The following is a 22580-nucleotide window of genomic DNA, read 5'->3' as shown; positions in this document are numbered from 1 at the left end:
ACTATATATCAACCACCCGAAGTGAATAATTAGTCACCAAAAATGATTGCATATTCACAACTATAGACCACTTAATCATTATACAAAACAGCACACGGTAACATTTTGTTTACATACGTAATCATCCTGTTACATTTCAATGGTTGAACGAAGTTAACCCTTGAGTAATGACCCGAGAGTTCAACCATAAAAATAATATAAATAATAAAAACATCACATGGAAGATAAAAAATGCAAAAGAAACGACCTTTAGTTTTACTCAGCCTCTCAGGTATAGCACTTGCTGTATCTACTAGCTTGTATGCCGCACCTCAATCTCTAAACTTAACATCACAAAATGGTATTTCAGCAACTAGCTTAGATGATACCTCGCCATTACCTAAACGTTATATTGTTAAGTTTAGAAATGACACATCTATGCAATCAAACCTACAACAAGCTGATTATCAACCGCGTTCACACGAAATATTTTCTCATTTTAGAGCGCTAAACAGTGTTCAAGCTAAAGAAATGAAACGCATTGCTCGTGGTAATAGCTATACAGTGAAATTAGATCCAAAGTCAGTACAATCTCTTCGCCTTCACGCAGACGTTGAATATGTCGAAGAAGATATGCAGCGTCGTTTTTTAGCTGAAACCACACCTTGGGGACAAACCTATGTAGGTGCGACTGTATTAAGCGATAGTCAAACAGGCAACCGTACCATCTGTATTATCGACTCAGGATACGACCGTAGCCATAATGATTTAAGTGGCAACAATGTCACGGGCACCAATAACTCAGGTACAGGTAACTGGTATCAACCGGGCAGTAACAATGCCCATGGTACACATGTGGCTGGTACAATTGCGGCTATAGCCAACAATGAAGGTGTTGTTGGGGTAATGCCTAATCAAAATGCCAAAATTCATGTGGTCAAAGTATTTAATGAAGCAGGATGGGGTTACTCTTCATCACTTGTGGCGGCAGTAGATACCTGTGTGGCTAATGGCTCAAATGTAGTAACTATGAGCTTAGGTGGTAGTGGTTCAACCACCACTGAGCGCAATGCATTAAATGCACATTATAATAATGGCGTATTGCTCATAGCGGCATCGGGTAATGCTGGCGACAGCACATACAGCTACCCTGCTTCATATGACGGTGTTATGTCTGTCGCTGCTGTTGATAGCAATCGTAATCACGCTGCCTTCTCTCAATTTACCGACCAGGTAGAAATATCTGGTCCAGGCGAAGCCATTCTATCTACTGTGACCGTAGGTGAAGGCCGTTTGGCTGACATTACTATCGGTGGCCAATCATATTTCAACAATGGCGTCGTACCACATAATCGTTTAACACCTTCAGGCACTAGCTATGCCCCTAGCCCTGTTAATGGCCAGGTAACAGCCACCTTAGCTGAATGTACTGTAAGCGGAACTAGCTTTAATTGTGGCAATATGAGCAACAAAATTTGTTTAGTTGAGCGTGTTGGAAATCAAGGCAGCAGTTACCCTGAAATCAATGCTGCAAAAGCATGTAAAACGGCTGGTGCTGTTGGTGCAATTGTTTACAGTAATAGTGCATTGCCCGGTTTACAAAACCCATTCCTAGTTGACGCCAATAGTGACATCACTATTCCTACAGTATCAGTAGATAGAGCAACTGGTTTAGCACTTCGCGCGAAACTTGGTGCTAGCACTACAGTTGCTAACCAGGGCAACAAGGACTACGCGTTCTACAATGGTACATCTATGGCAACACCGCACGTTTCGGGTGTCGCTACATTAGTGTGGAGCTATCATCCACAATGTACAGCAACACAAGTTCGTGCAGCATTAAATGCAACTGCTGATGATTTAAGTGTTGCAGGACGCGATAATCAAACTGGCTATGGTATGGTTAACGCTACAGCAGCTAAAGCTTATTTAGATGCATCATGTGATGGCCCAACTGACCCAGGCACAGGTGGTGGAGATTTAGTGCTTGTTAATGGAGTGGCTAAATCTAATCTTACTGGTGCAAAAGATGAGGAGCTTTATTTCTCATTAGATGTCCCTGCAGGAGCTAAAAACCTCAGTTTCACCATGAGCGGTGGTACAGGTGATGCAGATTTATATGTTCAATACGGTGCTTCACCGTCTACCACTAGCTATGACTGTCGTCCTTGGAAAGGTGGTAATAGCGAGTCTTGCCCAATAACAACAGTACAATCTGGTACTTATTATGTGATGGTTAAAGGATACAGTACATTTAGTGGCGTAAACCTAGTCGCTAATTATACTGCTGGCACTACAGGTGGCGGAAACACTGGTGGCCCAGCGACTTATACCAATACCAATAACTTTAACATTCCTGATAACAATACTACCGGTATTACAAGTTCAATTAATGTGACACGTACTGGTGATTCAGGGACCGTTTCTGTTAGCGTGGGGATCATCCACACTTATATTGGTGATTTAAAAGTTGAACTGGTTAGCCCTACAGGCCAGAAAGTAACTTTACATAGCAACACTGGCAGTGGAACCGACAATATCAACAAAACCTATACAGCAAACTTTAGCGGTATTGAATCGAGTGGAACTTGGCAATTAAAAGCGGTGGACAATGCAAGAAGTGACACTGGCTATATCGATACTTGGACACTGAGTTTTCAGTAACAAATCAATCTAGAAAAAATAGTCATGTTTTAAAATGATTAACATTATAAGCCCCGTGAAGCTATTTGGTTATTAGCAACACGGGGCTTTTTTATACTTCAAATTTACACTACAAGCGGTTGAGGAATAGGTGAGATAGCTTCGAAAATGCTCGCAAAACTGGTTGGTGTACTCACATCTATAGCTAAGTGTAATTTTTTAGCGATATCATTTGCCGATAAAACACCACGGATCGTATGATCTTTACGGTCTATGACTAAACAATGTTGTTGCCCCGCGACTTTAAGAGTTTCAATAACATCACCAATTTTGGCGTTAGCTATATCAGTATAAGCAATTGCTTTTAATTTTGATTTGGGGATCATAAAATCAGTGACCATTAGGTTTTCACGAGATTCACCTTTAACTAGCTTCTTTACCATTTCCTGGCTATTCAGTGAGTTATAGCTAACCAAGCCGATAAAATGTTGATTTTTATCAATCACTATTTTTAATCGTACATGTGCTTTTTTCATCAAACGTTCTACTTCAACAGCAGAAGAGCTTGCTTCGATAACTAAAGGTTTTATGCTTTTAAAATCAGTAAACACATCTAAAGCAGATGAATGGAGGGTATATTCGTGATGATTTTCAGGCCAAGCGAGTTCATCGACAGCTTCGACTGCATGTAGGGTTAATTTTTTCACAATGACATCCTTAGCAAATAAGCTAAAATATTGATTTATAGTATTTTTATAGAGTTGTAGCTAATAAATAGTCATTTAATTATCGGCCCAAGGTAGGATTTTCACAACATACATAATGATTAAATTTAGTTCACCTTTAGATAATTAAGGTTTGATTCAGTATTATTCTGTATGGCTTGTGTTAGGCAAGAAGTGAAGCAGGATAGGCAATATAAACGTAATATCGCTGGCAATAGTTGATGTATAACCTTGCCAGAGATAGTGATAGTGATAGTGAATGTTATTGTAATATTTCAGGCTCAACAAGTACGCTGATATCGGCATTAGATAACCAGACCTGGCTTTCGTTAATGTTCACTTGTACCGCCATATTACGTCCAACAAATGCAGCTAATTGCTCTACCGCCGCTTCCGGAAAATTAACTATTTTTAGGTTTTTGTAACGGCTTAAAGTGCTTTGGTTTTGTTGCCACCAAATCGGTACACTGCGACCGCCATAAGTATACAGGATGACATTTTTTGCTCGCCCGCATGCTTTGCGTAACCACTTTTCATCGGCCTGACCAAACTCAACCCATAAATTAACCACGCCTGATAAATCGACATCCCACAATTCAGCCTCATCATCAACACAAAGTCCTTTACTAAATTGTAGAGATTCACTGGCATTGAGAGCAAAAGCTAATAAACGCACCATCATACGGGTATCGGTTTCTGATGGATGCTGTGCAATCGTTAATGGATGCTCACCATAGTAATGTCTATCCATATCAGCTATTTGTAAGTTGACTTTGTAGACGGTAGATTTAGGCGCCATGTTGACCTCAAAAATAAAAAACCGAGCTAATTTAACTCGGTTATAAAAGATGAACGCAATCATAAATGAAATACGCTTAAATAGCCCCTGGTCTTAAATGTTTTGCCATAGGAAAGTGTGCTTTAAGTTGACTAACTTTTTCAGCTGAAGCCACAAGCAACATTCTATCACCAAGTTCAAACTGCTTTGAGATAGTACTTAATGCTGGCAATGGCTCCCTTGATGCATCACGCCTTAACAGCTCATTTGTATGCTCATCTAGATCATTCTCAATAAATACTACGTCCAGTTTTTGCAATAGTGGCATCACAGCGATGGGTAATAAGCCTGCTGGAGTGGTTTCATCCAATAATAGAATTTCACCACGGCTAGCATAACTACTAAATGCTTGCTGATAATGAGTATCGGTCGCGGTATCAAAACGATCTTGATTAAGATTAAAGAATCGCTCCCAAAATAATCGCCTATCTTTGCCATTGGTGAGTTTTTGCTGCACGTCCTCTCGCTTACTGGCAACATAATCAAATAAGGGCGCTAATGAATTAGGTAATAAGGTCTCTAAACGTGAGCGAATTGTACGGGCAAATACTGGCGCTGCACCAGCGGTACTTATTGCAACAACTAGTCGCCCTCTATCAACAATAGATGGGGTGATAAAGCGACAAAATTTAGGGTTATCAACCACATTGACCCAAATACCTTTTTGACTCGCCATAACCGCTAATTCAGTATTGAGTTTTTCATTTGCTGTTGCTAAATAAATGAGGTCATAACAGGACATGTCTTCAACAGACACTTCTCGGCGCGATAGTTTTATCCTACCTTTATTAGCATAAGCTTCAACATCTGGAGCCACTTCTGGTGCAACAACATGAATAGTGGCATCGGTACGGGCAAGCAAATCAAGTTTTCGACTCGCTACCTCACCGGCCCCAACGATTAATACAAAAAGTTCTTTTGTATCTACAAATAACGGAAAATATTGCACTTAATCTTGCACCACTGGAAATTGATGTTGAACCCAGGTTTTAAAGCCACCGACTAATGATCCTATCTGGGTATACCCCATTAGCTGAATATTATAAGCCGCTAATGACGAGCGATGTCCACCACCGCAATAAAGCAATAATGGTGTTGATTTATCGGGAAAACGTGTTTCAATGTCACGTTCAATAATCCCCTTACCTAAGTGTTTCGCGTTAGGTAAGTGACCTTGCAGCCATTCATGATCTTCCCTAACATCAATTAACACCCATTTATCATCAGCTTGAAATTGTTCAATACTAATGTGAGTCACTTTATCGTTAATTGAATCGACTAGCTGTGCAAATGCAGAAGTGGGTTGCATAATTCCCCCTGTAATGGATGCTAATAGTACCTATAATAGGTATAGTAAGAAGATAAATGTATCAATATCGGTTTTTGAATTAATTATGAGTTTCACTTTTTGGCGAACTACATTGCCAGCAAAGCTCGAAGCTACCCTCATTGGTTTCATGACATTGTACACATTGCCATTGCGGTTGCTCAACATCTAAACTGGCCAGAATGCTTTGTGCCGAGTTTAAATGTTCCATGTCGATCCATAACTCTACAGTCTGAAGATCAACTGGCAACTCTCCGACGCCTCCCATTAACGCCTCACCGCGTAAATCCACTTCAATTCCACTGGTTTCTAACAGGCCTTTCCACATATGTGCTTGAAGTAAATTGCCGCCAGTTAATAAGACTTTGCGCTGTTCCATGATTATTATCCTACTGCATTGCTTTTTGCGTAATCAAAACCAAAGTTTACGTTATTACTTTAGCAAAAAATTTCATTCATCCTACTGGCAAAATTATTAGCTGTCGAGCTGAGATTAATCGAATAGGGCAGCATTAGACAAGCTCATCAATTAACGCTATAACTTTATCATTGAGATTTATAATTAGTTACATTCTGGTTTAGCACGCAATACTTCAACTAAAGCGTATTTTATATCAACAACTAATGGATAAGCTAAATATACTATTTAATTACGCATTTAATGTTAATGGTATCAAAGGTGATTAATGAGAGTGATAAATGGCAGAACATGACGACGTAATCGAACCAACACACGTTGTAACTTCCGCAGCTGTACTGTCAGAAATTCGACAAGATCCTTTAATTGCCAAATTACTCAACCGCTTGCCCGCGTCATTATCTGAAAGTTATACTGATGAACAGCTACTGGGGATAAAAAGTGCCCTTGGACCCAACACTTGGGGTGGCCATTTCATTGATAATCGCGGTACCTTTAAATTTCCATTTATAAAATGGCGATTTTATTATGTCTTGTTATTAGGCAAGAATAAACGTGCTTATACTCGTCGAGAAAAGAAAGCATCAGTAGCGATACTAATGACCAGTATTTTTATGGTGGTGATAACCTGCATCCTAATAGGACTATTATTGTTGTATATTTTAAAGTCTGCCTTAGGTATCGATTTCTTCCCTGACACATCTTTGGGAATATGGGACCAAATAAAATCATTTTTTGGATAACTGAAATTACTCCAGTTAAATAAAAAACGCCACTTCATTTAAATGAAGTGGCGTTTTTATGCTGACTTAAAGCATGCTACTGATGTCGGTTAAGGCATCATTGGAGGCTGATCAGCACCTTCTTTTTCAATTTCTACTGGCATCATATGCTCGCGGTTAATACCCAACTTAATGGCTAAGTAACTTGCAACATAAATCGATGAGTAGGTACCCACAAAAATACCACACAATAACGCTGTGGCGAATCCGTGGATCATAGTGCCACCTTTTAAGAATAGCGCGATAACCACAATTAACGTTGTACCAGTTGTAATGACGGTACGGCTCATTGTTTGCGTAATTGATTGGTTAACGATCTCTTCAGGCGTGCCTTTACGCATTTTGAGGAAGTTCTCGCGAATACGGTCATATACAACAATCGTATCGTTCAACGAGTAACCGACAACGGTTAATAGACCCGCCAAAACAGTTAAGTCAAACTCAAGCTGTAATATAGAAAATACGCCTAGGGTGACAATAACGTCATGGGCAAGCGCGGCTACGGAGCCGGCAGCCAGACGCCATTCAAAACGGAACGACACATAAATCAAAATACAGATTAATGCGACAATAACCGCTAAACCACCTTGCTCAGCTAACTGTTTACCCACTTGAGGTCCAACAAACTCAACGCGCTTTTGAATTGCGTTATCATCCATTGAGTTAACCACTTTCATAATGCCAGTGGCTTGAATGTCACTTTTAATGTTTTCACGCACAGGCAAACGGAACAACACATCAGTACTTGAACCAAAGTTCTGTACTAAGGCGCCTTCTGTCTCTATTGAGGTTAACTTGCTACGTAATACATTTAAATCAACTGGGCTAGAAAACTCAACTTCAACAACCGTACCACCGGTAAAATCTAAGCCCCAGTTAATGCCTTTTGTTCCTAAAGAAACAAATGAGGCAATCACTAGAAGCATCGAAATAATACTTATCGGCGCAGCATGGCGAAGAAAGTTGACGGTTTTATTAACTGAAAATAACTGAAACATGTTCAACTCCTCCCTTAAATTGACAGCGTTTTAAGACGTTTTCCGCCCCAAAGCGCATTCACGATTGAACGCGTACCGACAATAGCGGTAAACATTGAAGTCGCAATACCTATCATTAAAGTCACCGCAAAACCTTTTACTGCACCTGTACCTACAGCAAACAAAATTAATGCTGTCATAAAGGTGGTAATGTTGGCATCAGCAATGGTTGAAAATGCATTGGCATAACCTTCATGAATCGCCTGTTGAACACTGCGTCCAGCCAGTAATTCCTCACGAATACGCTCATAAATAAGTACGTTACCATCAACGGCCATACCGACTGTTAAGACCATACCGGCAATACCTGGAAGCGTTAATACCGCACCAGGTATCATCGACATCACGCCCACAACCATCACAAGGTTAGCAAGCAATGCTAAGTTAGCAATAAAGCCAAATGCGCGATAATAAACCAGCATAAATACTAATACGATGGCCAAACCAAAAATCATGGCTTGTACACCATTTTGAATATTCTCAGCACCTAAGCTAGGACCAATAGTGCGTTCTTCAACAATAGTCACCGGCGCAATCAAGGCACCCGCACGTAACAGTAAAGCCAAGCTTTGTGCTTCTTTATGCTCAAGGCCGGTAATGACAAAATTACGTCCTAAACGCGCTTGAATAGTGGCAACAGAAATGACCTCTTCAATCTTAGTCATTTTCACAGTGCCATCAGGATTACGTAAACCGCTATCCTTATATTCAATAAACAAGGTCGCCATTGGTTTACCAATGTTGTCCTTGGTCACGTTTGAGAAAATATTGCCACCTTTAGCGTCTAGGTTAATTGCCACTTGGGGACGGCTATACTCATCAAAAGTAGGTTGTGCACCAGTGATATGATCGCCGGTTAACATCACTTCTTTACGCAGTACAGCAATACCACCGTCACGACGAGGATAAACCTCTGAAGCAGCAGACACTCGACCACTCGCAGCAGCTGCAGCATCGGCTTTGTCATCAACCATACGGAATTCAATTGAAGCGGTTGCGCCTAAAATTTCTTTAGCACGAGCCGTATCTTGAACGCCAGGTAATTCAACGATAATGCGCTCAGCACCTTGACGTTGAACGACTGGCTCAGCTACCCCTAACTCGTTTACACGGTTACGAATAGTGGTAATGTTCTGTTGTAACGCTTCTTCTTTGACTTGCTTGATATAAGCATCGCTCATATCGGCAACTAAAAAGAAATTGCCATCACGACTGCCATCAGAATAAACCATGTCGTTACTTTTAGTTTTCAGAAAACGTTCGGCAACACCCACAGTCTCTGCATCACGAAATTTAATTTCGATGCCTTTAGGGGTTTTACGGATCCCAGCGTAACGAATTTTCTCTTCGCGCAGTTGGCTACGGAAATCAGCTATTTTAGCTTCTTCCATTTTGCGTAGTGCTTCGCCCATATCCACTTCCATTAAGAAGTGAACACCACCACGAAGGTCAAGACCTAACTTCATTGGCGAACCACCAACAGCTTCAAGCCAATCTGGTGTTGCCGGTGCTAGGTTTAATGCCACGGTATAATTGTTACCTAATGCCTCAGCAATCGCTTCTTTAGCCAGTAATTGCTGCTCCGGATCACTGACACGCACTAACAATTGGCCATTTTCGAGCTCAGAGCGTTTAATCGCTATGCCTTTGCTCTCAAGTACGGCTGTGATGTTTGATTGCGTGGTGACAGTGACTTCAGCACTACGAGTCGCGACAACTTGAACAGCATGGTCTTCACCAAAAAGGTTCGGCATTGCATAAAAACACCCGACGGCGATAACAATTATCACCATCAAGTTTTTCCACATAGGGTATTTATTTAACACTCTGACGCCCTCTTGGCTTATAGCGATGCAATAGAACCTTTAGGTAATACTGCTGCAATATAGTCCTTTTTAATGGTGATTTGATTGTTATCATTAATCGCTAATAACACATAATCGTTTTCATCACTGATTTTAGTCACTTTACCTAAAATACCACCGCTAGTGAGGACTTCATCACCTTTTGAAATCGATGACATTAGGTTTTTATGCTCTTTAACACGCTTTGACTGTGGACGGAAAATCATGAAGTAAAAGATTAAGCCGAACATGACTAGCATGAACACTAATTCCATGGTGCCGCCACTTTGAGGTCCGCCTGCTGCGCTTGCATATGCATTTGAAATAAACATAGTTCTCTCTCTTCTTATAAATAAACAATTAAATGAACAAAAAAGTCTAAATAAACAGTAAATTAGCCTTTAAACTCAGGCACTTCACGCCCCAAACCGGTGTAGAAGTCTTTTACAAAGGCGTCTAATGTACCTGTCTGAATCGCACCGCGCAAACCTTCCATCAAAATTTGATAATAACGTAGGTTATGAATGGTGTTTAAACGCGCACCTAGGATCTCATTACAACGGTCTAGGTGATATAAATAGGCACGTGAATAGTTTTTACAAGTATAACAATCACACTTAGCATCGAGTGTTGCAGTGTCATCGCGATGACGTGCATTACGAATTTTAATCACACCTTCGCTGGTAAATAAATGACCGTTGCGGGCATTTCGCGTTGGCATAACACAGTCAAACATGTCAACACCACGACGCACACCTTCAACTAAATCTTCTGGCTTACCAACGCCCATTAAATAGCGAGGCTTGTCAGCAGGTAACTGTGGGCAAACATGTTCAAGAATCCGATGCATGTCAGCTTTAGGTTCACCTACCGCCAACCCACCAACCGCATAACCATCAAAGCCGATATTAGTTAAGCCTTCAATAGATTCATCACGCAAGTCTTCGAACACCCCACCTTGGATAATGCCAAATAATGAATTTGGGTTTTCCAAGCGGTCAAACTCATCGCGTGAGCGCTTTGCCCAACGTAATGACATTTGCATCGATTTACGTGCCTCATCATGTGTTGCTGGATAAGGTGTACATTCATCAAAAATCATTACCACATCACTGCCTAACGAATCTTGAATTTGCATCGACTTTTCAGGGTCTAAGAAAATCTTTTCACCATTAATAGGTGAACGGAAATGTACGCCTTCTTCAGTGATCTTACGTATATCACCTAAGCTAAATACTTGAAACCCACCCGAATCGGTTAAAATTGGGCGCTGCCAATTCATAAAGTCATGTAAGTCACCGTGCTTACGCATGATTTCTTCACCAGGACGCAGCCATAAGTGAAAGGTATTCCCTAACAGAATATCTGCACCTGTCTCGCGCACTTCTTCTGGGGTCATACCTTTTACAGTACCGTATGTACCTACAGGCATAAATGCTGGCGTCTCTACCGTTCCGCGTTCAAAAACTAGGCGGCCACGACGCGCACGTCCATCAGTGGTATCTAACTCAAATTTCATAAATCACCTTGTCAGATAAACAGTCTGACTTGTTGTTGTTTCAATAGTAATGAGGGCAAATGTTCATACTTCAAGTAATGAACACTCAAACCAGTAAAAATTCAATAAAAAAGCCCACATATGAGTGGGCGCTTATTTTAAATCAATTTTGCCGCTTACGGGGCTTTTTTCGTCACAAACATCGCATCGCCATAGCTAAAAAAGCGATATTTCTGCTCAATAGCATGATGATAGGCCTTCATTACCTCTTCATAACCAGCAAAAGCACTCATCAACATGATTAATGTCGACTCAGGCAGGTGAAAGTTAGTCACCATGGCATCAACTACTTTAAATTGAAAACCTGGGTAGATGAAAATATCCGTATCGCCGCAAAATGCCGTTAATGGATCATCACCACAGGCTTTTGCTGCGCTTTCTAATGAACGTACAGAAGTTGTACCGACTGCAACAACACGCTTTCCGGCTGCTTTAGTTTGCGCAATTAACTCGATAACCTCTTGTGGTACATCAGCCCATTCAGAATGCATTTTGTGCTCAAGCACGTTATCCACTCTCACTGGCTGAAAAGTACCTGCACCCACATGAAGGGTAACAAAGGCAATATTAACGCCCTTGTCTTTTAATGCTGCAAGCATTGCATCATCAAAGTGTAACCCCGCCGTTGGTGCAGCAACCGCACCAGGCTTTTGGTTATACACTGTTTGATAGCGCTCTTTATCAGCATCTTCGTCGGGACGGTCGATATAAGGAGGCAGCGGCATATGGCCGATTTGCTCAAGGACTTCCAAAATAATTTTATCGGACAGCAGCTCAAGTTCAAATAAAGCATCATGACGAGCAACCATTTTCATTTGGTAGCCAGCATCTAAGTCAATTAGGCTGTCAACTTTAGGTGATTTCGAACTACGAACATGCGCCAAAATACGCTTGTCATCTAGCATGCGCTCAACAAGGATTTCTAACTTTCCGCCAGTTGATTTTTGACCAAACAAACGTGCGGGTATTACGCGAGTATTGTTAAATACCATCAAATCACCAGGATTTATCATTTGCAGTAAATCGGTGAATTTTTTATCCGCTAAGGCGCCATTATGGCCATCAAGCGTAAGTAATCGCGATGCATTGCGCTGCGCCGTTGGATAACGGGCAATCAATTCATCAGGCAGCTCAAACGAAAAGTCAGTGACGCGCATAATAGGATCTCAACTAGTCAAAAATCGGCCGCCAGTCTATGGCTACCATAGATAAAGATCAAGTTAAGACGATCAATTTATGACAATATTATTATTGTAACCTTAGTATTAACGGTGACTATTATAAGTTATTCACTGATGTCATTACCCAATGGGTCTCCTGGCATATCTGTCAGCTTAAGACCGGGTTAATTACTTAATTGAAGATTCTGTAGAAGAAGCGATTTCACAGGCCTGATTTTCAGCCGAAGCTAATTCATCTGTGTTGGTGGAACTGTCAGTATTTGGATGTTTAAAATCATCCATGCTGAAACGATAGGAATGATAGCGCAAATCAACCTGCACTTTACGACGTACCAACATAGGTTCACGCCCCAATATTTTATTAAGCCAGCTTTTCATCTTCCATGATCCTAAAACAAACAAAACGAATAATATAAATCGTATTTCTAAATAATCTTTATAGCATGGTTACTCCAGCTTTATTTATTCAGCCGAGACAGAGTCTGTGGTACATTAACTTAGTGCATTATCAATGCAACAATAGCATAACTAACAAATAGCTTGACTACTTTTCGTTCGTTATCATACTGTAAAATTCATAAAAAAGAAGCATAAAAATCATGAACTTTCTAGCACATTTACACCTCGCAGATATTAGCAATACACACCTTTCTGCTAATCTTGCCGGTGATTTTGCTAAAGGCAGCATAATCGACCACCCTAAACACTTGCAGCAAGGGATCTGGTTACACAGACAAATTGATATTGTGACTGACTCCCATGAAATTATTAAAGATTTACTCAGTCAATTTCCAAGTAGCTCTCGCAGAGTTGCGCCCATTTTAATCGATTTAGCTTTTGATCATTATCTCGCTTATTACTGGGAAGAATATCATCAACAATCATTACTAGATTTCACTCAAAAAGCTTACCAATGCATGCAGACAACTCAAGAATTACCCCCGAAACTGCAAACGATTATTCCAAGTATTATTCAACAAGACTGGTTAAGCAGTTATCAATCGAAACAAGGTTTGAATCAGGCTATCACTGGCGTCAGCAAGCGTCTGTCTAAACCAGAGCTATTTAATAGTGCCATAAAAGATGTTGATAAACTTTATATCGAAATTGAAATTGCATTTCGCACCTTTTACCCTCAACTAATGGCCTACAGCCGTATTTACAGCCGTAAAACGCCTGCTGAATATTTAGTTTAATCATTAAATATTTAGCTATTGGGTCTGCAAACAATAAGAGGCTGCTGACCGAAATAGCTTTATAAGATGATGTAAATTGAAGTTATTGAAGTTTGGGATAATAGCTAATGGACAATAGAATTTTGCTTCGCCAACGTATTCGCACCGGCTCATTCTGGGTAAAACAACTGCGCGATATAAGTATCATCTTAGTGATACTTTTTTTTATAACCAGTTATTTACAGCGCGACATGATCAATGGCCAAGCACCTAATTTATCTGCGGTAACAGTTAGCCAACAGTCTTTTGACTTAACGACCTTAGCATCAACATCAACCAAACCGACACTCATTTACTTTTGGGGCTCCTGGTGTTCAGTCTGTAAAATAACCTCGCCAATGGTTAACTCAGTTGCTTCTTCAAATGATTACCAAGTCATATCGATTGCCGTCGCCTCAGGTTCTGATGATGATATCACCCAATATATGCAACTTAATCAGCTCAGTTTTGAAGTCATTAACGAGGCACAATTACCACAGGTGATAAACCAGCCAAGTTTATCGCAACAATGGGGCGCAAATGCTTTTCCTTCTATCTATATTATTGATAAAAATCAGCATATCCGCTTCGTTACCTCTGGTGTAACCACCACTTGGGGCTTAAAATTACGTTTATGGCTGACGACTTTTTTATAAGCCAAAACAGGCGGTATCATTGAAATTACTTATTGTAGAAACCTGAACTTGCTATAGAGCCCCAAAACTCACGCTGTACAAAAGTGACCAAAGAGAAAATCAATGCACATATTTACTTATCAGCCACCCAGTATTCCCTGGCTAGATATTCGATACGTAGACAGAGACATTATTGTTATCAATAAGCCGTCAGGATTATTATCGAATCCAGGACGAGCGCCTGAAACCCATGACTGTGCAATTAATCGGGTGATAGAGCGATACTCGGATGCCATTTTGGTTCACCGCCTTGACTGTGACACTTCAGGCATTTTAATTTTTGCCCGTAATAAAAAGGCGGAATCACACCTAAAGACCCAATTTCAAAATCGCCAAGCTAAAAAAGTCTACATTGCTGAAGTAAGCGGACATATCGACAATCAAGCTGGCAAAATTGATTTTGCCTTAGGCCCAATAATCGATAACCCGCCTTTTCAACATGTTACCGACCAAGGCAAAGCCGCTATAACCGATTATAAAATAATTGAACTACGTCCCTATTCCACTTTAGTTGAGCTTAGTCCGCATACCGGTAGAACCCACCAGCTTAGGGTGCATATGTTGGCATTAGGTCACCCTATTCTTGGCGACACATTCTATGCTGATAAAGCGGGTATTGATGCTAGCCCACGATTAAAATTGCATGCACAGTCGCTAACGATTACTCATCCTTACAAGCAAACCCTATTAGAGTTTGTTAGTTCAGCACATTTCTAGCAACCATTTAAAATGTGACTGATTGATTCGCTCAGTAAACAAGCCATAAAAAATGCCGAAACCTAATAAGGGTTCGGCATTTTTGTTTTAAACGCATTTACGCTCTAATGCAGTAATGATTTTTTAATGCTGAAAGAGCGATGCCTTAGACTGAATGAGTTTTGTTTGCTGCATTCTCTGCCGCTTCACAAGCCGCAGCGGTAAATACCACGTCAGTTGAGCTATTCAATGCCGTTTCCGCTGAGTCCTGGATAACGCCAATGATAAAACCAACCGCAACAACTTGCATCGCCACATCATTTGAAATACCAAATAGGCTACATGCCAAGGGTATTAGCAATAACGAGCCACCAGCAACACCTGATGCACCACAAGCAGACACGGCAGCAACAACGCTTAATAAAATCGCCGTCGTAATATCAATTTGAATGCCTAACGTATTCACTGCCGCTAAAGTCAGTACTGTAATGGTAATAGCAGCACCACCCATGTTCACTGTCGCACCCAGTGGAATAGACACAGAATAAGTATCTTTATGCAGTTTCAACTCTTCACACAACGCCATATTAACCGGAATATTAGCGGCACTTGAACGGGTGAAAAATGCGGTCACACCACTTGAACGTAAGCATTTTAACACCAGTGGATACGGGTTACGTTTAATTTTAATGTATACAATCAGTGGGTTTATCACCAATGCAATAAATAACATAGCCCCAACTAATACTAGCAATAACTGTCCATATCCGGCTAATGCGGCAAAGCCAGTCGTAGCAAAAGTTGCCGCAACTAAACCGAAAATACCAATAGGTGCTAGGCGAATAACAAAACGTACAATAGTCGATACGCCATCACTTAAGTCAGCTAACATACGTTTACTTGAATCACTTGCATGGTGCATTGCGACACCTAAGCCGATACCCCAAGCTAATATGCCAATATAATTGCCCGTCATTAATGCATTAACTGGATTATCAACCACTTTAAACATCAAGGTATTTAATACTTCACCAATACCCTGTGGTGGATTAGAACCTTCAATACCTGTGGCTAATAGTAGTGTGGTTGGAAACATAAAACTGAACATAACCGCTGTAATCGCTGCGGCTAAAGTACCAATCAAATACAGCACAATAATAGGACGCATATTAGTGTGGCTATCTTTCTTTTGATTAGCGATAGATGACGCCACTAAAACAAACACTAAAATAGGCGCAATGGCCTTTAATGCTCCGACAAATAGATCGCCTAAAAAAGCAACCTGACCAGCGGCTTCGCTTGACACAGAGGCGATGATAACCCCACAAATAATCCCGCCAATAATTTGTAGTACTAAGCTACCATTAGCGATACGTGCAAACAGTGATGTGTTTTGATTCATTACTTTACCTTAACATTATTTATTATTATTGATTTACTTACTAAGGTCTGTATATCAGGATGAGGCGGGCAAAGTCTAGCAAAGACGTTAAATTGATGCGGAAATTACCCTAAACTTCCATGTTAGCCACATTAATTAAACATGTTAACTGGGAGATTTAACCAAGTTGGCTGCGTCGCTAATGTGTTTTGCACCGCGCAGCATGGCTTCGATCAATTCTTTGGCATCAAACTTAGTTAACGCTTCATTGGCACCAACTTGCTTCGCTTGACTTAAACTAATTTCGCTTGAAAGCGAGGTATGTAAAATAATATAAGCTTTGGCAATTTCGGGGTTATTTTTGACCTCGAACGATAATTCATATCCATCAAGACCAGGCATTTCGATATCGCTTACCAATAGTTGCACCGGATTGCGCTCTTTTGCCGCCTCAACCATCATAGTCAATGCTTCTTGGCCATTAGATGTAACCTGGTAGCCAATGTTAATCGAATCTAACGCATCAGATAGTTGCTTACGGGCTACTTTTGAGTCATCAACAATCAAAATACGTAATGGTTTGAGTTTTTCTCGCTGCACATCGGTTAAAATGGCACGATTAACAGATGGGTCATGTGGGAATATTTTTGACAGCAATAGCTCAACATCTAGCAATTGCACTAACCGGCCTTCAAAATGTGTCACACCCGTTAAAAAGGCATTCTTGCCTAAATTAGTCGCCGGCGGTTCAATATCACGCCAATTACATTCAATAATTTTGTCTATTGCACGTACAACAAAACCAATCACCATTCTCTGACAATCAGTAATAATGATAAAACAATTTTTTAATTCACTTTCATCTATCGGTCTAAATCCAATACCTGCTGCCATATCAATAATAGGAATGGTGCCACCACGCACAGCTGCTGCTCCCATGATACTAGGATGAGAATTAGGAATTTTTGTCAAGGCCGTAAAAGGCACCAGTTCACGAACTTTTAATGTGCCCAATGCAAACAGTTGACTCTGATTTAAATGAAACAGGAGCAACCCTTGGGATTGACTGGCTTTACTAACCTTTGATGCCATTGAGTGTCCTCACAAAAAATATAAAATGACTACTTCGATAATATAGCAGTAAATGGCTGTCATTATTGTGCTATCGATTCAATTTTCTATTTAAACAAATATGGAAAGTTTGAATCGATTAATATTCCAACACAATACTAAAATATTATGCTTTGAGATGCTCGTTGATTAGAGCTATTGGGTAACCCCAATATAACATCCAATAAAAAAGGAACACCCACCAGCGCTACAAAGAGTCATTGATAAATCGACTCTGTGTTTAACGGTTAAGTATTCCTTTATTCTAACAAATATAAATAATTAGTTAGATGAACCTTGTAGTCTGTATAACACGTCGTAAACAAACTGGTCCCAGCCTTCAGCGTCAAACGCTAAACCACTGGCATTACGTACCTGGCTAACGGCATGCACTGGAGCTGCGCCATTTTCCATTAAATAATACGCCATCATAAGTTCGGTACGATTAATCCCCGAGCGACAATGTAGTAATACGGCTTTATTTTCCGACTCGGCCTGGCGAATAAATGCTAATACCTTAGGCATAATTTCCGCACAAACCTCAACATCATCTTCAATGGGTGGAATGTTATCAGGTAAGCTAAACACTTGATGTGCTATCCCTAAATCGGCCATAGCTTGTGTATCACACATAGCGCCATCATTCAGTGACGCTATCGCGCCGAATCCGGCGGCTTTAAGTTCTGCTAAATCCCATGCATCTTTATTGGGACCACTGCGTCCTGCAAGTTGCCCATCTATTAACCAAAAAACTTGTTTCATATACCTACTACTTAATTTCGTTTTTAGACCAAACATTTACATTTTCAGGAGGAAGTTTTTTACGCTTCTTTTTTCCCGTTCCTGCAGGCTTAGCCATTGGTTTAACGATTTGCGCGCTTAATGGCATTTCTTCATCTGCCTCAAAGCCAGCTATTTGCTCACGTTCAAGGCGAATTTGATTCTTTTTCTCTATCACTGAGAAATGATGATAATCATCATGACAAAGCAAACTAATGGCTAAACCCACTTCACCAGCTCGGCCGCTTCGGCCAATACGGTGCATATAATCAGCAGGACTACGGGGTAAGTCAAAATTAATTACCACGGGTAGTTTTTCAATATCAATACCGCGAGCAGCAATGTCGGTGGCAATTAATACATCAATTTCAGACAATTTGAAAGCTTCTAATACACGATTTCTTGCACCTTGTGCTTTATCGCCGTGAAACACTTCAGCATTAATGCCTCTTTTAGCCAGTTTTTGGGCTAAATGATTACAGGTATTTTTTGCATTAACGAATATAAGTGCCTGACGCCATTGATTTTCATTAATCAAGTGCGCTAATAATGCCGTTTTAGATTCACGATTAACAGTAAAAACGCGTTGCACCAAAGTACTTGCTTCAGCACTTTGTAAATGTATCTCAAGTGGCTTAGTTAATAATGATGAAGCTAGCGCTTGGACCTCTTCAGGAAAAGTCGCAGAAAACAGCAAGGTTTGCTTTTTCTTTGGCATTAACTCAAGTACTTGATTTAACTCTTCGGTAAAACCAAGACTTAACATGCGATCAGCTTCATCAAGCACTAAATGAGAAACGGTATTTAACTTAAGTGCATTTGAAGAGAGTAAATCTAATAATCGCCCCGGCGTAGCAACCACTACATCGGCGCCGCCACGTAGAGCTAACATTTGGGTATTGACTGACACACCACCATAAATGGCAACGGTTTTAATCAAGCCATTTAAATGACTTGCGTAAGACTGAAAGCTATCGGCCACCTGTTTAGCGAGCTCACGCGTTGGCACCAATACTAAGCAACTGACATTATTATTTTTTGAGGTATTTTTCTTGGTGCTAAGGCTTAAATGTTGAATGATAGGTAATGCAAACGCAGCTGTTTTACCTGAACCGGTATTGGCCCCCGCAAGAATATCCTGACCTTGCAATAACGCCGGAATTGTCGCCGCTTGCACAGGTGTTGGGGAGGTATAATTTAGCTCAGCAAGTCGAGCTAGCAAAGGCGCCGACAAGCCAAAATCAGTAAAAGTAACAGTTTGGGTCATGTATCAATTCAATTAATTTGGATAAACCACAATTTTACATTAGTTTGTGGGTGAAGTCTGAAATAATTCAATCAGCAGAGTGCCGTTCTGTGAGCTAACAATCCAATTCTACACTCTGAACCAGCCACGACATTATCGAAAATACTTTAAATTGGAAATAATAAGCGAGATCCCCGATAACAGATCTCGGGGATGACGGAGGAAAAGTCATCCCCCAATGTCGAACCTATCGTCATCCTGGCAGCAGCACTAGATCTTCATCCCGGAAATAAGCGCACTAGATATTCATCCCACAATCTCTAACCTACCGTCATCCCGGCAATGCTTCTGGGCCGGGAACCAGTATTCATACAAAGTATTTAAAATCGAGATCCCCGATAACAGATCTCGAGGATGACGGAGGAAAAGTCATCCCCCAATGTCGAACCTATCGTCATCCTGGCAGCAGCACTAGATCGTCATCCCGGAAATAAGCACGCTAGATATTCATCCCACAATCTCTAACCTACCGTCATCCCGGCAATGCTTCTGGGCCGGGAACCAGTATTCATACAAAGTATCTAAAATCGAGATCCCCGATAACAGATCTCGGGGATGACGGAGGAAAAGTCATCCCCCAATGTCGAACCTATCGTCATCCTGGCAGCAGCACTAGATCTTCATCCCGGAAATAAGCACACTAGATATTCATCCCACAATCTCTAACCTACCGTCATCCCGGCAATGCTTCTGGGCCGGGATCTGGCTTTTCTATTTATTCAATCCGAGCAACATCGTACTTGGCATTTTAATATTTAGCCTCTAACCCTAACAAGAATTGCTTCATCTCTAAGCCATAGGCATAACCGGTTAACTTACCACTTTTACCAATAACTCTGTGGCATGGCACTATTATCGCAATCGGGTTGGCCCCATTTGCAGCACCAACTGCCCTTACCGCTTTAGGGCGATTTATACCGTTAGCAATGTCGCTGTAACTGCATATCTCGCCAAATTGCATGGCTGATAATGCTTGCCAAACTTGATGCTGAAACACAGTACCTTTGGGCGCGAGAGATAGATCAAACACCTTACGCTTACCGGCAAAATATTCAGTTAACTGCTTATGGACCTTATTTATGTGTTGCTGAGCAAGATGCTTTTGTTGTCGACTTAGGTCATCTGATTGCTCGCGATTACATTCAAGTTCAATAACATCGTCAAATATTTCAACAGCAGCCGATTGACGGCTAATATCAACAACCGTCAAATGAGTCAGTCCTTCGCTTGACGCTTTTACTGACAACACCCCCACAGGGCTGGTTAAATTGACTGTTAATACTGGCGGCTGATATTGATTAACCATTTTGTGTATCCTTGTATAAATTAAATCCAGGCGGGCTTTAATTAAATCATACCGAGATTAAGTAATACCAACATCACTCGGCGGACCATAACTGAAACGTTAAGTAACTGCCCCATGGCGCGGCTTGCTCGGCAACCTGATCTGCCAGTTGTTGATATTGTTTTGCGGTTTCTATGCTAGTAGCGCTTTTGTCACATAATGCTTTTAAGCGATTTTTGATCACTAAATCACCGCTCAAAAATACATTAGACTGACTCTCACCGCGCATTTGCGCATAGGCGACAGTCCAGGGGCCAATACCTTTAACATCAAGCCAATCGAGTGGTGAAGACTGCGGGTTATTATGCACAAACTTACCTAAGCCATTTAATGCCAACTTTCTTGCCCCTGGCATTTTCAGCTCATCTAAACTAGCACTGCCAATGACTTCAGGCGTCGGAAACAACCTAAACGTTTGCTGACCAAGCGTTACACTCTCACCATAATGCTCCACCAGAGTATTGAGCAACTTAGAGGCTTGGACCACACTAACTTGTTGACCAAGCACGGCCCGGCAGGCTGCTTCAAACACCGAAAACGTAGCCGGTATTCTCAAACCCGGCTTTAATGTAACTGCATTGATATCGATAGCCTTAATACTTTTCAGTTGGCCCTCAATGGTTAACATGTCAGCATCTAAATCAAGCATTTTTCTGACGGCATTAACCACAGCAGCTAAATAACGTGAATCTGTTGGTTGAACAAAGCTTACCGCAAGTTCAAACAGTGACTTAGTCTCTATGTGTTTGAGCTGCAATATGCCTTTAACGCCATTAAGATTAAAACTTCGACCATAAATATCGTCAGCCAACCATTCCATATTGGCAACTTGCCTTAAATGATAAAAGTCATGTATTGCCTGCCAGTTTAAGGGGGGACGATAGCTAAGTTTTAAGGTGATGCTCGCGCGGGTATTCATAACATCGCGTTGATAGGTGTTTTGATGGTTGCTTTGCATATCCGTCGACACTGTTTGAACTGTTTTGTCGCTTTTATCAATAGAGGCTTTACTAAGATTCTTTCTTAGTGATGTTGGCGTTAATTGTAGCGCTTGCTTAAATGTGTCATTAAAACTGCGGATACTATTAAACCCTGAAGCAAGTGCTACATCGGTTATCGGCAACGCCGTTTGATGTAATAATATTTTAGCAAACATCACTTGCTGATATAGAGCATATTTCTTTGGTGATGTGCCCAGAAATTGAGTAAATAATTTCACTAAATATCGGCTGCTAATGCCGAGTTTGTCAGACAATTGTTCAACACTTAGAGCCGACTCCCCTGCCATTGCGCCATTGTCGATTAGCTTTATCGCCCGCTGTAATGTGGTTTGAGTGCCTATCCACGCATAGGAGTGAGGCGCACTGTCTGGACGACAACGTAAACAAGGCCTTAAGCCATGATTAGCCGCTTTAATTGGGCTGTCAAAGTAGCGAACGTTTTTCTCATGCGGCGGTGACGCGGGACAAATAGAGCGACAATAAATACCAGTACTGAAAACACCCGTATAAAATTGGCCATCAAATCGCGCGTCACGGCTAAGCCTAGCTTGCCGACACACCTCGGCCAAAATCGTACAATCATGTTCAGGAAGAATAGCCACAATGGCACCAGTAGAAGGAATAATAAGCTTACTTTACGTCAGCAGACCATTTTGCACTAGCGGAAATCGGTACTGAAGCCTCCCCTAATTGAACAACCACCACAAACACAGCCATTTA

Annotated in this window: 22 protein-coding genes; 5 read left to right on the top strand and 17 right to left on the bottom strand. The window is 41.0% G+C overall.

Annotated features, from left to right (window positions below):
- Positions 1 to 231 precede the first annotated feature (231 nt).
- A complete protein-coding gene (locus FJ709_RS05595) occupies positions 232 to 2643 on the top strand; it encodes a S8 family serine peptidase (protein ID WP_226414219.1) in 2412 nt (803 codons plus the stop codon).
- Positions 2644 to 2747: 104 nt separating this feature from the next.
- On the opposite strand, the gene FJ709_RS05590 is transcribed toward FJ709_RS05595, so the two are convergent.
- The 5 genes from FJ709_RS05590 to FJ709_RS05570 all read right to left on the bottom strand — a co-directional run bounded on the left by FJ709_RS05590 (position 2748) and on the right by FJ709_RS05570 (position 5891).
- Entirely contained in the window at positions 2748 to 3329 is a 582-nt protein-coding gene (locus FJ709_RS05590) for a CBS domain-containing protein (protein ID WP_226414216.1), read from the bottom strand.
- Between the two features lie 280 nt (positions 3330 to 3609).
- Complete coding sequence (locus FJ709_RS05585; protein WP_226414213.1) at positions 3610 to 4146, bottom strand: YaeQ family protein; 537 nt, start codon at positions 4144 to 4146, stop codon at positions 3610 to 3612.
- Positions 4147 to 4222: 76 nt separating this feature from the next.
- Positions 4223 to 5134, bottom strand: a complete 912-nt coding sequence (locus FJ709_RS05580) for a precorrin-2 dehydrogenase/sirohydrochlorin ferrochelatase family protein (RefSeq protein ID WP_226414210.1) — start codon at positions 5132 to 5134, stop codon at positions 4223 to 4225.
- A complete protein-coding gene (locus FJ709_RS05575) occupies positions 5135 to 5494 on the bottom strand; it encodes a rhodanese-like domain-containing protein (RefSeq protein WP_226414207.1) in 360 nt (119 codons plus the stop codon).
- A 79-nt stretch (positions 5495 to 5573) separates the two neighbouring features.
- Positions 5574 to 5891, bottom strand: a complete 318-nt coding sequence (locus FJ709_RS05570) for a putative signal transducing protein (protein WP_226414204.1) — start codon at positions 5889 to 5891, stop codon at positions 5574 to 5576.
- A 320-nt stretch (positions 5892 to 6211) separates the two neighbouring features.
- Here FJ709_RS05570 and FJ709_RS05565 point away from each other — a divergent pair, with 320 nt between their 5' ends.
- A complete protein-coding gene (locus tag FJ709_RS05565; RefSeq protein ID WP_226414201.1) occupies positions 6212 to 6673 on the top strand; it encodes a hypothetical protein in 462 nt (153 codons plus the stop codon).
- An 89-nt stretch (positions 6674 to 6762) separates the two neighbouring features.
- On the opposite strand, the gene secF is transcribed toward FJ709_RS05565, so the two are convergent.
- The 6 genes from secF to FJ709_RS05535 all read right to left on the bottom strand — a co-directional run bounded on the left by secF (position 6763) and on the right by FJ709_RS05535 (position 12710).
- Complete coding sequence (gene secF, locus FJ709_RS05560) at positions 6763 to 7710, bottom strand: protein translocase subunit SecF (protein WP_226414199.1); 948 nt, start codon at positions 7708 to 7710, stop codon at positions 6763 to 6765.
- A gap of 14 nt (positions 7711 to 7724) precedes the next feature.
- Positions 7725 to 9575, bottom strand: a complete 1851-nt coding sequence (gene secD / locus FJ709_RS05555) for a protein translocase subunit SecD (protein ID WP_226414197.1) — start codon at positions 9573 to 9575, stop codon at positions 7725 to 7727.
- 17 nt (positions 9576 to 9592) lie between these two features.
- Positions 9593 to 9925 carry a preprotein translocase subunit YajC gene (yajC, locus tag FJ709_RS05550; protein WP_226414194.1) on the bottom strand — a complete coding sequence of 111 codons (333 nt, stop codon included), beginning with the start codon at positions 9923 to 9925 and terminating at the stop codon, positions 9593 to 9595.
- Positions 9926 to 9987: 62 nt separating this feature from the next.
- Complete coding sequence (gene tgt / locus FJ709_RS05545) at positions 9988 to 11112, bottom strand: tRNA guanosine(34) transglycosylase Tgt (RefSeq protein ID WP_226414192.1); 1125 nt, start codon at positions 11110 to 11112, stop codon at positions 9988 to 9990.
- A 155-nt stretch (positions 11113 to 11267) separates the two neighbouring features.
- Entirely contained in the window at positions 11268 to 12308 is a 1041-nt protein-coding gene (queA, locus tag FJ709_RS05540; RefSeq protein WP_226414190.1) for a tRNA preQ1(34) S-adenosylmethionine ribosyltransferase-isomerase QueA, read from the bottom strand.
- Between the two features lie 192 nt (positions 12309 to 12500).
- Positions 12501 to 12710: a hypothetical protein gene (locus FJ709_RS05535; protein WP_226414188.1), complete on the bottom strand. Its 210-nt coding sequence runs from the start codon at positions 12708 to 12710 to the stop codon at positions 12501 to 12503.
- A 221-nt stretch (positions 12711 to 12931) separates the two neighbouring features.
- Between FJ709_RS05535 and FJ709_RS05530 the strand changes: the two genes are divergently transcribed.
- The 3 genes from FJ709_RS05530 to FJ709_RS05520 all read left to right on the top strand — a co-directional run bounded on the left by FJ709_RS05530 (position 12932) and on the right by FJ709_RS05520 (position 14958).
- Complete coding sequence (locus FJ709_RS05530; RefSeq protein ID WP_226414186.1) at positions 12932 to 13528, top strand: acyl carrier protein phosphodiesterase; 597 nt, start codon at positions 12932 to 12934, stop codon at positions 13526 to 13528.
- A gap of 107 nt (positions 13529 to 13635) precedes the next feature.
- Entirely contained in the window at positions 13636 to 14202 is a 567-nt protein-coding gene (locus FJ709_RS05525; RefSeq protein WP_226414184.1) for a protein disulfide oxidoreductase, read from the top strand.
- A gap of 102 nt (positions 14203 to 14304) precedes the next feature.
- Positions 14305 to 14958, top strand: a complete 654-nt coding sequence (locus tag FJ709_RS05520) for a pseudouridine synthase (RefSeq protein ID WP_226414182.1) — start codon at positions 14305 to 14307, stop codon at positions 14956 to 14958.
- Between the two features lie 145 nt (positions 14959 to 15103).
- Here the strand turns inward: FJ709_RS05520 and sstT are convergent, their stop codons facing one another.
- The 6 genes from sstT to FJ709_RS05490 all read right to left on the bottom strand — a co-directional run bounded on the left by sstT (position 15104) and on the right by FJ709_RS05490 (position 22462).
- Positions 15104 to 16339, bottom strand: a complete 1236-nt coding sequence (gene sstT, locus FJ709_RS05515; RefSeq protein WP_226414180.1) for a serine/threonine transporter SstT — start codon at positions 16337 to 16339, stop codon at positions 15104 to 15106.
- A 144-nt stretch (positions 16340 to 16483) separates the two neighbouring features.
- Positions 16484 to 17410: a chemotaxis protein gene (locus FJ709_RS05510; RefSeq protein WP_226414178.1), complete on the bottom strand. Its 927-nt coding sequence runs from the start codon at positions 17408 to 17410 to the stop codon at positions 16484 to 16486.
- 300 nt (positions 17411 to 17710) lie between these two features.
- On the bottom strand, positions 17711 to 18190 hold the full coding sequence (locus FJ709_RS05505; protein WP_226414176.1) for a dual specificity protein phosphatase family protein: 480 nt from the start codon (positions 18188 to 18190) through the stop codon (positions 17711 to 17713).
- Between the two features lie 7 nt (positions 18191 to 18197).
- On the bottom strand, positions 18198 to 19475 hold the full coding sequence (locus FJ709_RS05500; RefSeq protein WP_226414174.1) for a DEAD/DEAH box helicase: 1278 nt from the start codon (positions 19473 to 19475) through the stop codon (positions 18198 to 18200).
- Positions 19476 to 20262: 787 nt separating this feature from the next.
- Positions 20263 to 20820 (bottom strand): methylated-DNA--[protein]-cysteine S-methyltransferase, encoded by a 558-nt coding sequence (locus FJ709_RS05495; RefSeq protein WP_226414171.1) that lies wholly within the window; start codon positions 20818 to 20820, stop codon positions 20263 to 20265.
- Positions 20821 to 20893: 73 nt separating this feature from the next.
- A complete protein-coding gene (locus tag FJ709_RS05490; RefSeq protein ID WP_226414169.1) occupies positions 20894 to 22462 on the bottom strand; it encodes a DNA-3-methyladenine glycosylase 2 family protein in 1569 nt (522 codons plus the stop codon).
- Positions 22463 to 22580: the final 118 nt, after the last annotated feature.

The sequence above is a fragment of the Shewanella glacialimarina genome, assembly GCF_020511155.1.
GTDB lineage: Bacteria > Pseudomonadota > Gammaproteobacteria > Enterobacterales > Shewanellaceae > Shewanella > Shewanella glacialimarina.
The sequence above is the reverse complement of the archived record's forward strand: the minus strand, read 5'-3'. Positions and strand labels throughout refer to the sequence as shown.

Coding starts and splice junctions, on each gene's coding strand:
- FJ709_RS05595 (WP_226414219.1), top strand. CDS start 232: ATGCAAAAGAAACGACCTTTAGTTTTACTCAGCCTCTCAGGTATAGCA.
- FJ709_RS05585 (WP_226414213.1), bottom strand. CDS start 4,146: ATGGCGCCTAAATCTACCGTCTACAAAGTCAACTTACAAATAGCTGAT.
- FJ709_RS05575 (WP_226414207.1), bottom strand. CDS start 5,494: ATGCAACCCACTTCTGCATTTGCACAGCTAGTCGATTCAATTAACGAT.
- FJ709_RS05570 (WP_226414204.1), bottom strand. CDS start 5,891: ATGGAACAGCGCAAAGTCTTATTAACTGGCGGCAATTTACTTCAAGCA.
- FJ709_RS05565 (WP_226414201.1), top strand. CDS start 6,212: ATGGCAGAACATGACGACGTAATCGAACCAACACACGTTGTAACTTCC.
- secF (WP_226414199.1), bottom strand. CDS start 7,710: ATGTTTCAGTTATTTTCAGTTAATAAAACCGTCAACTTTCTTCGCCAT.
- yajC (WP_226414194.1), bottom strand. CDS start 9,925: ATGTTTATTTCAAATGCATATGCAAGCGCAGCAGGCGGACCTCAAAGT.
- tgt (WP_226414192.1), bottom strand. CDS start 11,112: ATGAAATTTGAGTTAGATACCACTGATGGACGTGCGCGTCGTGGCCGC.
- queA (WP_226414190.1), bottom strand. CDS start 12,308: ATGCGCGTCACTGACTTTTCGTTTGAGCTGCCTGATGAATTGATTGCC.
- FJ709_RS05535 (WP_226414188.1), bottom strand. CDS start 12,710: ATGAAAAGCTGGCTTAATAAAATATTGGGGCGTGAACCTATGTTGGTA.
- FJ709_RS05530 (WP_226414186.1), top strand. CDS start 12,932: ATGAACTTTCTAGCACATTTACACCTCGCAGATATTAGCAATACACAC.
- FJ709_RS05525 (WP_226414184.1), top strand. CDS start 13,636: ATGGACAATAGAATTTTGCTTCGCCAACGTATTCGCACCGGCTCATTC.
- FJ709_RS05520 (WP_226414182.1), top strand. CDS start 14,305: ATGCACATATTTACTTATCAGCCACCCAGTATTCCCTGGCTAGATATT.
- sstT (WP_226414180.1), bottom strand. CDS start 16,339: ATGAATCAAAACACATCACTGTTTGCACGTATCGCTAATGGTAGCTTA.
- FJ709_RS05510 (WP_226414178.1), bottom strand. CDS start 17,410: ATGGCATCAAAGGTTAGTAAAGCCAGTCAATCCCAAGGGTTGCTCCTG.
- FJ709_RS05505 (WP_226414176.1), bottom strand. CDS start 18,190: ATGAAACAAGTTTTTTGGTTAATAGATGGGCAACTTGCAGGACGCAGT.
- FJ709_RS05500 (WP_226414174.1), bottom strand. CDS start 19,475: ATGACCCAAACTGTTACTTTTACTGATTTTGGCTTGTCGGCGCCTTTG.
- FJ709_RS05495 (WP_226414171.1), bottom strand. CDS start 20,820: ATGGTTAATCAATATCAGCCGCCAGTATTAACAGTCAATTTAACCAGC.